9 protein-coding genes and 1 pseudogene are annotated in these 12337 nt (G+C 47.4%); all 10 read right to left on the reverse strand.

Annotated features, from left to right (window positions below):
* Window positions 1–30 precede the first annotated feature (30 nt).
* Complete coding sequence (locus J4G07_08430; GenBank protein MCE2414016.1) at window positions 31–1410, reverse strand: M28 family peptidase; 1380 nt, start codon at window positions 1408–1410, stop codon at window positions 31–33.
* A gap of 39 nt (window positions 1411–1449) precedes the next feature.
* Window positions 1450–2340, reverse strand: coding sequence for a Crp/Fnr family transcriptional regulator (locus J4G07_08435; protein MCE2414017.1), 891 nt, complete (start codon window positions 2338–2340; stop codon window positions 1450–1452).
* A 348-nt stretch (window positions 2341–2688) separates the two neighbouring features.
* Window positions 2689–3294: a hypothetical protein gene (locus tag J4G07_08440; protein ID MCE2414018.1), complete on the reverse strand. Its 606-nt coding sequence runs from the start codon at window positions 3292–3294 to the stop codon at window positions 2689–2691.
* 694 nt (window positions 3295–3988) lie between these two features.
* A complete protein-coding gene (locus tag J4G07_08445; protein MCE2414019.1) occupies window positions 3989–4852 on the reverse strand; it encodes a DUF4435 domain-containing protein in 864 nt (287 codons plus the stop codon).
* A gap of 8 nt (window positions 4853–4860) precedes the next feature.
* A complete protein-coding gene (locus J4G07_08450) occupies window positions 4861–6156 on the reverse strand; it encodes an AAA family ATPase (protein ID MCE2414020.1) in 1296 nt (431 codons plus the stop codon).
* 232 nt (window positions 6157–6388) lie between these two features.
* Window positions 6389–6652 (reverse strand): annotated as a pseudogene (locus J4G07_08455) (site-specific DNA-methyltransferase).
* Window positions 6653–6847: 195 nt separating this feature from the next.
* A complete protein-coding gene (locus J4G07_08460) occupies window positions 6848–7570 on the reverse strand; it encodes a glycosyltransferase family 2 protein (GenBank protein ID MCE2414021.1) in 723 nt (240 codons plus the stop codon).
* Window positions 7571–8578 (reverse strand): MoxR family ATPase, encoded by a 1008-nt coding sequence (locus J4G07_08465; protein ID MCE2414022.1) that lies wholly within the window; start codon window positions 8576–8578, stop codon window positions 7571–7573.
* 127 nt (window positions 8579–8705) lie between these two features.
* Entirely contained in the window at window positions 8706–11717 is a 3012-nt protein-coding gene (locus tag J4G07_08470; GenBank protein ID MCE2414023.1) for a DUF3857 domain-containing protein, read from the reverse strand.
* 121 nt (window positions 11718–11838) lie between these two features.
* Window positions 11839–12330, reverse strand: a complete 492-nt coding sequence (gene moaC / locus J4G07_08475; GenBank protein ID MCE2414024.1) for a cyclic pyranopterin monophosphate synthase MoaC — start codon at window positions 12328–12330, stop codon at window positions 11839–11841.
* Window positions 12331–12337 lie beyond the last annotated feature (7 nt).

A 12337-nucleotide genomic window follows, 5' to 3' on the forward strand; every position in this document is an offset into this window, starting at 1 on the left:
CCTTTTGCCGTGACGGACATGTTCCGAAACTTAGCGGGTTAGTTTGAGCGAGATGCGATATCCCTCTAACCCTGGATCAGTGTCAACAATCTCTTGAACCGCTTCCGACGTTCGGCGTTTGGCGGGAAAATCATCGGCATTCGCACATCGGAGTGCGACTCTTGCGCCGACTGCACTCGCAGCCCGTAGGTTCTCCAATTCCACCTTGTCGAGTGTGTCATAAGCGGTATGACCGAAACCCCTACCCCCAGGTGGTGCCTCTGGATCGCCCATGTGGCTTGAAGGGACACCCTTGAGAAAAAACGGGAAATGGTCAGAGTAGGAATGGACCTTTTGTCCAACCGGCATTTCAGCGTGCATCTGCTCACGAGCAGTGTTAAAGAAGGCATCCAACGCATCCCAGCGATGAAGGACAATGCCCTTACGACTTGAACCGCCTGCCGCATCCATATTGAGCATGAACCGAATATTGTCCAACTCCGAGGCGTGCGCATCGACATAACGGAACGCGCCGGTAAGTCCAATTTCTTCCGTTCCGAAAGCGATGAAACGGATTGTACACCTAAGCGAATCGGCGGAATAAGCAGATAGCACACGAGCGGCTTCTATGACGGATACCATTCCTGAAGCGGGGTCGTGCGCGCCTTGTGAAATATCGTGTCCGTCGTAATGGCATCCCACAATCACCATCTCCTCGGCGTTCTCATTACCGGGTAAATCTGCGACGACGTTCCACGAGGTCCGTGGTTCATTGATGTCCGTTGTCTGGAGTTTCAGTGTTACCTTTCCGTTTTCTCGTGCGATTAACCGTGCCAAGAACTCGCCATCTTCTTTACAAACGGATATGCCGGGGATGGGCGCGCGTCTGTTATTTTGCAGGCTTCCCGTTTCGGGTCCGACACCCGGGTGTTCACTGACAAAAATGAATCCACTTCCGCCCGCGAGCACGGCACGTTCAAACTTCTCCTTACGATGTACCCATCTTCCGAGATCAGGCGGTGAGGCACTCTTCGCCATAACCAGTTTATCGGTAGCGGTATCACCGAGCGCGGCGTACTCGTCAGGGCTTCCACATCCGACAGAGACAAGTTCCGTGGTGATGTCGGCAGCCGGGCAATACGGTAGCGAGATGCAGTGCAGTGTTCGACGAATCGGTTCGATAACCTCAAGCGTCGCCGTGCCACGCGTCCAGCCAGCGTAGGGATATGTTTCAAGTTTGATATTCTGAAGTCCATAACGTTTGAAACACGCAGCGATGAAGTTTGCGGCTTCATATTCCTCCGGCGTTCCGGCGAACCGAGCACCGTATTCATCACATAGGACTGTCAGGTTTTCCATCACTTCTCGCGAAGTGTAGATATCACCGACCATCTGCTGGTCGAGCTGCAAATAAGGGTTCTTCTTGCTCATAAATTTTTAATTTTACCTTGCGGAGGAATAACGTCCGTTTCAACTATCAACGGCGTTCCTTAAATCCGCCTGCGCCGATGTTGCAGGCTGCGTGTCTGGTAGAAAGTTAGAATCCGACTGAGTTTGAAGAGGTGGTAGCGTTTCCATCCGTGCGTTGGCAATCTTTTTCAGTTGCCACGGATCAAGTATCTGAATCTGCCGAAACCGTTTCTTTATTATCTGGTGGTGTTTAAACTGATTGAGAAGTGTTTCCATCTTCTCGACGGAAATACCGATTAATTGTGCCAATCGCCGCGTCGAGAGTTTACGTCCGACACACCGCGCATTGCGACCCATCGCCGTGCGTCTGTGTTCCGGTGCCTCGGCACAGTTTTGTAACAGAAGTGCGAGTCGCGACGCTGGGCTTCGGAACGCAATGTTCAGGAAAGGGTTCGTCAGTCCCCGACGCTGTTTCTGACATGTAGTTACGATATTATAATTCGCAGGTTCCGCCGAACGCTGACGTAAATACCTCTTTAGAAGACTTCCTAACGTTCTCTGTGGCGGCATTGCTAAATGCGGTTTTCGTTTCAAAAAATACTGGAAGTTCTGGACACTAACAACCCCGACAACAGAAGTCTCAGCAAATGTCTCAGCGGTGACGTTCGAGGCTGCGTCGTTATCTTCCCATTTGACCGCCCCAAAGAACTCGCCGGGTTCCAACACGTCTAAAGTGATCGCTTCACCTTCAGGTGGAGTCTGATATATCTTGATGTGACCTTCCTTCAGTAGGTAAACGCCTTCGGCAGAGAGCGTGTCTCCGTGTTTTAGCTGGACGAACGTCGTTATGCGTGCGAGCGCGTCGGCATCTGCTTCGGAGACCAGGTCTCGGAAGATGTCTATCTGTTTAACGCACCAGAACCTTTCTGGGATTTTTTGTTGTGTGACCATATTACGATTTATTGTAAAACTGACAAATAAGTAACCTCTCAATAGGTGCGAAAACCTACAAACCCGCTGGCGAGGTTTCTAACCTCGCCTCTTTAAAGTGTCTCATTAATTCTAAAACCTACCATAAAATGTGACGGACGTTCGTCTATTAGGACGTTTTATCCAGCGAATTGTGACGTACAGATGTCAAGTGAGCCGTGGGAATGTGACGTTATTTTGCTTTTTACTTTCGGGGCTCGTCTGAGGCTCTTGATTTCTGTCGTTCTTTGCCCTTAATTATACCAGTACGTTGCCGATAAAGCAAGGAAAATAAGATGCTTTGAAACCGCGCCGCTTCCAAACGCACGCTCACGCCTTTTGCGCCACCATACTGGCGAGGATACCAAGAATTTTGTCGCACTGCGCGATTTGGTAGGCTGCCATGTCAAGTTGAAGTTTCTTTCCATCCAACTTAAGGAATACCCAATCTATGCCTGACGTAAGGGCACCATAGATGCAAGAAGTGTCGTTTCCCGCTTCGGCATTAAAGCGTTGGGCGGCGATCATCTCTGCGACACACTGCCCAAGCCCTATTGTCAAATTATCCCTTTTCGCTTCAACCAGAACGATGACGGGTGCCTCCAAATGGAATTGGGCAGGCGACAGACTTACCAGAAAATCGCAAACGCCGGTCAAGCCGTTTTCAGCATCAACATTAAAGTCAATCCCCGAAAAAAAACTGATGTCGCGGTCGAAGTGCTCCCAGAGTTCAACGAGAACCGCGGAGACGATCAGTTCTGATTTTGCCTTCTCAGTGCCCATCGCAAAGGCTAATGGCACATTTCGTGCCAGGGTCGTCGCAAGATGTGTGCTCGGTTCGACCGGTTCTGCCTCGGCGAAAATGCCGGCGGCATTCACTTCTTCTAACTGAAACGCTTTTTTTACTGTTTCTAAAGTCCAATCACTATATGCCATGAGAGGAAGCCTCCGTCCCGTCAGAATATGATAGAATTACACCACAAAATCACCTAAAATGCAAATCTTTTTTCTTACAATTCCGAAAGCTATTCAGTTTCCGGTTTTTTCAGGAAGTGCTGGCACGGAAAGCGGAGTATATCCTGCTCCTGAAAGCGAATGAGAAACAGGTAGGACTTACGCATGCTGCTCTTTTGTAGCATAGACTGTTAGTCTGTGTCAACAAACCGTCTCTCTTTTTTTGGGCGGGGAAATTCCATCTCACAGCGCGTGCTATGGTCAAAACTGCGTAAGGCCTGACGGGGATGTTTCAACTGAAAAATTCCGAAAAATGTTACACTTTTATAACATTTTGGTTGTGACGATTATCGGTATAGAACTCAATGGTTGTAGGCGTTTTTGTTGTTGATTCCTAAAGTAAAAAAAATAATTTAGCGGAAAGTGTAACATTTTGATTGTCAGAATCAGGATTTACAGGATTCAAGGATTTGCAGGATTATTGTGTATTTTGGGTATTATGTTTCACGTCGTTTGACGAGATTCCTAAACTTTATTTTAGTATACATTATTTATGATAACATATTTGATTTGGAAATGCTAATTTGTTTTTATACGGTTTAGAGGGTATTGATAGGAACAGCAGGACTGGGGTTACTGTCGGAGGTACTGTTTGGACGTGCGATGAATCGCACGACTACGAATTGGTGTTTGATTGAGTTTGACCATTACTTGCTTGGCGTATGCGTTCTGCTTCCCGAACTGCTTTACGCAATCGCCTTTTCAAGCTATTATGGTTGCGGGTTTTCACCAGTTGCCAGACGACTCTTGAGAGATAGAGTCTGATTTCGTCATTTGGAATGCTTTTACCGACTACCTTACTTATAAAACGTCTCATGATGCCAAAGGCGAGGTGTCCGGGAAGTAAGTTGATGAGGCACTGGTCTCTTAAATATTTTTCAACCAAATTTTTTGCGTCATCAATGCCTTCTATGTCAATACCCTCAGCAGCTGCCTCTTGCTGTTTTTGAATTTGATTGTCTTGGAAGCGTGCCTTGAAAAATCTGTCCGGGGTCTGGAAAAAGGTCTTCTGTCCTGTTTTTGAACGCTGATGTGCTACATCCAATATGAGCCAATCCTTAAATTTTACTTCAATATCCTCAGCAAAATCCTTAAATTCATCGCTTGCTAAGGGTTCTTCCAAACTATCCTCTGAAGGCACACGATCGCGACAGAATTGTTTTATTCGCTCTTCCTCAAAAAGATAATTTTCATAAGAATGTCGATGCAGCAAAACGATTCGCCTATGTTGACTGCGAACGCGCTCTAAAATGTCGTAATGTCCATCCAGAATAACAACATAAGGATAGTTGTCTTGTCCAAGAAACGTTGCTAACTTTTCACACTCCGGTTTTCCATTTTTCGCTTTTACTCGACAATTATAATTTTGGAGAATCGCATTATAGAAGGGAATGTCGGTGTACCCCTCAACATAAACAAGGATTTCTGAAAAAAAAAGATATTCTGCGGATAACCCCGATGGGGTTCGGGAAAACGACATTAACTTTCTCACACCAACTCTATCACTTTATCCTGAAATTTGCCAACAATATCGGGGGAGTGCATGGCGACGATTATCTGTTTCTGTCCGCCGAGTGTTACCAGAGATTCCAACAGTTTCTCCTGCCAAGTGACGTGGAGTGACAATTCCGGTTCATCCGCGATATAAACCACTGGCTCATCAACCTTAAGTAAAGCTTCAGTGAGTAAAATTAGAATCTGTTTTTCACCTGAAGAGAGATAGTGCCAATTTAGGTCTGAAGACGAAGGAGAGTCAATTTTTAAATTACCATTCTCATCAACCTTAACGAACGTACCATTCATGAACGAATTAACAGTTTCTCCATGACTGCTCAAAAACATATTAACAATTTCTTCATAACGTCGTAAAGGTGCGAAGATTTTCTCTCTATCTTCTTCAAGTTTCCTCGCATATTCCACCATAGTTTTCGTTCGATCAATAAGCGGAAGCACAAGTATGTCCTCCATTCCAAAAACACCAGGATTTTCGCGAATACGTTTCACCACTTTCTCTGCAGCAGCAAAATGCTCATTAATCCTATTGTGTATCTGTTTGTTTAAGAGCCCGGATGCTTCAAAAGCTCTAAGTAATTGAACCTTTTCCGCTTCCGTTGGCAATGAAGGAGTCAAATCCAGCCGATCAAACTCTTTACTATAAAGAATTATCGATAGGACTTGATGTTCAAATGCCTTGTAACGTTCAGAAAGTTGCGCGTTTAAACGAGAGTGATAGTGGAAGAGTTCTTCTAACAATTCCTCAAGTCGTAAGTCGACCGACTCCAAATCCTGTGTTCTGGTATATCGTTCTTCTTCATTTTCTCTTACAGGTAAACGACGGTTTACAGGAAGCCAAATCAAAGAAACTGAGGCAGTTAATTCGCTATCAAGATCCTTTGATAGCATGTTCCTGATAACGTTATCTCTTTGATGAAAATACTGGAGAGAGGAAGGAATGGGCTTTCCGTGAAAAAAAAAATTGGTAGGGAACCTTTGTTCTTTCGGCCCTACTTTGAGTTTCAAAAATTCATCTCCAATATCAAACCTAATAGTGCGGACAGAATTACCTTTGAAACTTCTCAGTCCGATTTTTACATGCTCAAAGCTAACCTTTAAGATACTGAGTAGATCGCCTGATAATATAGTATGGAGGAGATTCAAAATAGTGGTTTTGCCAGAACCGTTCGGACCTATCAGTACATTCACATCCCTGTTAAAGGTTAGATCGATGTCTCGGTAACCCCATAAATTAGTTATCTTAAGAGACTCAATAAAATATTTACGCATGACACGTCCCCTGTTGTTTAACGACAAACCTTTAAAAACTTTTAATCCCGCCCTGTTGCAATCAATTGCTAAGATTATAGCACATTTGACCAGAAAAGACAAAAATTAGATTGTAACGCTGGAACAGCATGCCTCACTCGGCATCCAACCGAGCGGATATTTCCAGAAATCCATTCTCACTGAATACCAATTGGAAGATGCCTTGCCGTCTGGAACCGTCGCAGACGACAGTAAGCAATTTTTTGAGCAAATGCAACCTCGGCCACATCATACATAGCCATTTGTCATGTCGTTCCAAGTCTTCGTTATCAACGGGTGCATTCTCGGTGAGCCATTGCTGCATCAGTGGGCTGTTTACATTGTCGTTGTAAACCCAACCCTCGTTGCCGGTGTTGTAGGGTGGGTTGGTGTAGATGCATTTGACACGGTTGGCATAGCGCGGGAGTAGTGCTTTGAGGGCATGCAGATTGTCGCCGTGGATGATGAGGTTGTCGTCTGTGTCGGTTGGATTGCAGTGAGAGTTATTTGCAGGTTTACCATAAAAAATATTATAGTGATCCCTTCAATTATACACGCTTATAGTTTGATTGTCAATCCTGAAATTCACTGAGAATAGATCGCGATTCGGAGATCGCTCCTACTGAGAATGGCGGTCAGCGGTGTAGTTATTTTTATTGCCGTTGGGTAAGTTCTATGCCAAAAAACGGTGGTAGATAAGGGTTGTGAGGATTTTGTAACCCGCTTTGAGAGTACCAGTGAAGGTGCCAGTGATTTTAGAGACCCCAATTCGCTTGCGATAGCGAACCGGAATTTCACACACAGGGATTCCCTGTTTCGCGGCTTTGAGTTGCATCTCGACCGTCCATCCGAAGGTTTTGTCCTGCATGTTCAAAGCGAGAAGCTGCGGGTACCGGATCGCTCGAAAGGGTCCTAAATCTGTATAACGCACGCCGTAGAGGCACTTTATCAAGAAACAGGCAAGCCAATTGCCGAACCGCGCTTGGGGTAACAACACATCACGTGCGCTGTCCGCGCTTCTCGCTCCAACGACAAAGGCGGTGTTGCCTTCAAGTATCGGGTGGAGGAGCTGCGGCATGTCTGTCGGATAGTCGCTATAGTCGCCATCAAGAAAAACGACGATATCCGGCTCGGTCGTCGTGACCGCAGCAATTCCGGCGAGACAAGCGGATCCATATCCGCGTCGGGGTTCTGTTATGACCCTTGCCCCGTTTCGGCTTGCGATTGCGGCGGTGTTGTCCGTGCAGCCGTTGTCAACAACGATAATTTCTTGGACTGCGGCTTCGGTTTTTCCGTCAAGAGTCCGTACGGTCTTTGGAATATCGGTGATGACTTTGGCAATGGCGTTTTCCTCATTGAGGACTGGAATGATGACCGAAATCTTTTGTGATGGCATCTACAACCTTGCAGCGGGTTCCTGCACTGTGTCGAGTAGACGTTGGATGACGGTGTCGGAGTCAATACCTTCAGCTTCGGCATGGAAATTGGTTAAGACGCGATGGCGTAGCACCGCAGGTGCGACAGATTTCACGTCTTCACAAGAAGCGTTGTAACGACCTCGTAGGATCGCTCGCGCTTTCGCGCCTAAGATGAGATACTGCCCGGCACGCGGTCCCGCGCCCCATCGGACCCATTGCTGGATGAAATCGGGAACGTCCTCCTCTTTTGGACGGGTTGCGCGCGCAATTTTCACGGCGTATTGCACGACGTTGTCGGCGGCAGGCACACGCCTAACAATTTTATGGAGTGCCACGATCGCCTCACCGGAGAGTGCTGTTTCGAGTTCAGGTTCCTCTGCGCCAGTTGTTGCTGAAACGATGTCCGTCTCCTCTGATTCTGTCGGGTAATCTATGACGATTTTGAACATGAACCGGTCTAACTGCGCTTCTGGAAGTGGGTATGTTCCCTCCTGCTCGATCGGGTTTTGCGTGGCAAGCACAAAGAAGGGTTGTTCCAGATGGAATTCGTTCCCACCGGCGGTGACGTGGTGTTCCTGCATCGCCTCTAAGAGTGCGGCTTGTGTCTTCGGCGGTGTCCGATTGATTTCATCCGCGAGGAGGATGTTCGCGAAGATGGGTCCCTGAATAAATCGGATCGTGCGATGTCCAGTTTTCCGGTCTTCTTCGAGGACATCGGTTCCTGTGATGTCGGCTGGCATTAGGTCGGGGGTGAACTGGATTCGCTTGAATTTGAGATTCAGAATGTCTGCCAAAGTTCTAATCATGAGGGTTTTGGCAAGCCCTGGGACACCCTCTAATAAGCAGTGTCCTCCAGCAAAAAGTGCCATCAACATCTGATTGATAACGTCCTCTTGCCCAACGATTACCTTTTTGAGTTGCTCTAAAATCAGCTCTTGGCTTTTCATCAACTCTTCTATTGCTTGAACTTCTTCTGTTGCTGGCATTTTTTAAATTATGGCCTCCTGGCTGCCCTCCACTACGTTTCGGGCAGGTTTTCGGTCAGTTTCAACGGAGTTTGGAAATCTATGCGGTAAATCTTCAAAACAACTGATGGTTTCCGATAGCCGACGGCTATTGTGTCAATATGAATCGTTTCGGTCCTCGATTTGAGGCGATTCTGACGACCTCTTTGAGATGCTGAATGTTGTCCGGTGTGACCCTCGGGGTCAAGAAACGGATCGTTTGATGCATCTCCGCTTTTCGCTTGGATTGCGAATAGCGGATCTGTATCTCTGCGACCTCGGTATTCAACGTCTGCTCCTCAGGAACGGTATCAATCCGAAAGGGAGCATCCGTGCTGACACTGATCTTGTCCTCAAGCGTTAATGCCTTACCAATGACGGCGGGATACATCCGGCGTTCCTCGCTCAGTAACTCGGCATAAGGGTGCTTGACGATCGGTAATTCAAGGACAAATTGACTGCCGATCGCGTACAAATACTCCTTACATGTCCATGTAACGTCAACCTTCAATTCGCCGTCCAACTTTGAAAGTCCAGAGACTTCGACCGCCGTCACCTTGGCACGTTCGTCCAATTCTAACGCTTTGTGGAAAAACTCCGCTTTTTCCTCAGAAGTCTGCAGATGTGAAAGTTGGCTTCGGAGTTTCATGTTAAAAATCCCTGTTACCGTCAACGCTTGGCGAACAGAGACGCTCATATCCTTTTTCACCGCTACGCGGGTGTGAACGCGCTTCAGATTCGATGTTGCATCGATGGATGGACTTTTCTGAAAGAGGTAAAGCCTATTTTCCATTGCATGGCTATTGTCAGTCGGCGGTGGACTATCGGTCTCCGAACCCTGACGGTTCTCTGTCAGAAACTGTGGATTGATAATCAGTGCCCACCTGTCTTGGTCGCCCGCAGGGAAATCCCCAAAAGCGCACGTCTCTGCTGTCGGATCGAGCCAGATGAATTCATCATCTTGGTTTCCGCTGTCAACAGCGAGGATCATGTGGTTGAAATAGGCAAGTGAAGGCACTGCCTCGACCTCCGAACCACCGTCTGGAAGATGGGCGTTAACGCCGCGCGTATCGCCAGCGGAAATGAGAACAGGATAGGAATTAATACCTACGGATGAAAGCATCGTAGAGAGGAGTGTCGTTTTGTCCTTGCAATCCCCTTTCCCGACTTTCAGAACGAAGTCCGCTGGATACGGCTTAATTGCCCAGATACCGAGCTCATAGCCGAGATACTGGATGTTCGTTGCGACGTATTCGTAAAGTCGTTTTACTTTCTCCTTTCGGGTCCAGGCACCGCTGAGGATTTTCTCGGTCTTTTTCGTGATTTCTGGTGTAATGGTGTCCTGCTCCCGAATGAGCGTCGCATACCATGTCACTAATTTATCCCAAGAATCAATTGAGGAGATACTAATGCTATAAGCGAGATCCTGAGGAGCAGGCATCAGGTATTCCTCTCTCAAAGGCGGGACATTTTGCACTTCAAAGGTATAGGTGCGGATGTAGTTATTCTCGGTAATTGTGGGTTCAATATTAAGAACAGAAGCACTTGATTGTAAATCTGTTGTAACCTCCGGCGCACCTGAAACCTGATAATAGAGTTCCTTCTTCTTCGGGATATGGACGGTGAACCGATAGTATTGCACGGGTTGTGAGCCTTGGAAATAGACCTTACGCCAAAACTCACCCCGCATAACATGCCCAAGATTGTTCGTGGAATACGCATAATCTATGATACAGCCATCGGAGATTTCTGGAAGTGAAAAATACATCAAGCGTGCATCGACGTATAAACCTGCGTCCACAGCACTCGGCGGTGGGATATTCGTTACCACATCAGTCAAATCGAGTTCCACAACTCTGCCATCAGGCGTAACTGTCCGGGCATGATGGATCGTGACATCGTCTTTTCCACGCATATAAGGGATGCTAATTTCGCCAAGAGCCGCGCCATCTTCATTGAAGATTTTGGCGACGCGCCGTGTGGAATAGATATAACGACTCTTTTCATCAATGTCCACATCAACACTTTCCCAAAGCACGACAGCACCGTCTTCAGGATAGTCCTTTTCAGAGGGTGCCGTGTCAATGGCTGCTTGGATGACGTTCTCATCCGCTTTGCTGATATAGTCGTAGGGCAGTGACGATGGACGGTTCTCAGTGTTGTGAATGGCAGTCGAAGTCTCTGAATTCTCCTGTTCATGCGCTTCGGGTGATTCCGTAGGTGGCACGTCGGCGAAGATTTCATCAGATTCAGGTGCCGATCGGGGGCTTGGGAGGACTGTTCGACGGGTCCCTAAGAATGTTTTTGCGGCGAGTGCGCCATCCTCTGTCTCTTCTACACCCGCGCTCTCAGGGTCAATCGTTAGGTTTCGAGTGGCGTTTCCATCGCCATTATCATCGAGATGCGGATGTTCAGATTGAATCGTTCTGTTGTTCTCATACCATTCCTTCGTCCGCGTCTGCAGCGAGAAGAACGCTTCTAAGAGTGAAATGTCTCCATCGATATTTATATCGTTATCTGCTGTAGAGAAGGCATCAACAAAGACGTCGCCGAATCCTGCCTGTAGTGAATAGCCTTCATTTGGTGAACTTGAGGTGAGGATTATACGTCCCGGTGCACTGAGTTGCGACACAAGTCGTCCACTATAGGGGAAGCCAAAGATTAGAATCTGATTCTCAGCAGGAATACTGTTAATGAGTGTCACATATTCCACTTCGGTAATGTCCCGTCCCCGCAGATTAAACTTCGCACTACCTCTACCGGTGCGAGATGCGTGCCCCAGCATGAACAGCAGAAATCGATCCGATGGTTGCACAGTCTTGACAAGTTGATCGAATGCGGCTAAAACCTGTTCGCGATTCGATTCCGCGTCAACGAGTTCCAATGCTCCGTGTCCACTTTGGTCTGTATCGCCTATATCTTCAAAGAGAAAAGTAATCTGGTCGGGCGAGTAGCCGTATTCATCGGTGAGCAACTGATGGAACCGAGAGGTGGCACCCCAGAACGCGTCGTAAAAGGATTTTTCACCCGCAACACCGCCAATAATCAGGACGTGATTGGCGGCAAAGGTGGTTGTAGAAATTAGACAAAGGGCAAGGATAATGATAAATATCTGACGCATAAGGGTTGTCGGTTATCGGCTGTCGGCTGTCGGTTACGTCTTTTGTAACACAATGCCTATTGACGAGCTTCTAACCGCTCCTCGTTTTCACGTTTGTGTCGTCGTTATCAGAGGTCTCTTTTTACCGACTATCGACGACTGGTGACTGATAACTATTCTTACCACCTGTTTTTTTGACAAGCCTGACATCACCGATAACCATTTCCCTGTCCACTGCCTTACACATATCATAAACCGTCAAAGCAGCGACGGATACGGCAGTGAGTGCTTCCATTTCCACGCCTGTGCGCCCCACAGTCTGGACTTCTGCTTCAATTTCGACCTGCGGCACGTCATCTGCGATAGCGAGTTCAACGCGAATCGAAGTCAATGCGAGAGGATGACACAGCGGGATGAGTTCACCTGTGCGTTTCGCTGCCATGATCCCCGCAAGCCGTGCAACCTCTAAAACATCACCCTTCTTCATACCTTGTTCAGCGATGAGACGGAGTGTTTCAGGACGGGCAGTAATATGCCCATGGGCGATGGCGATGCGCAGTGTTTCGTCTTTGCCACCGACATCCACCATTCGGGTGTTGCCTTTTTCGTCAAAGTGCGTTAGTTTTTCTTTCATTTTTTAA

It is taken from the genome of Candidatus Poribacteria bacterium, from assembly GCA_021295715.1.
Classification (GTDB): domain Bacteria; phylum Poribacteria; class WGA-4E; order WGA-4E; family WGA-3G; genus WGA-3G.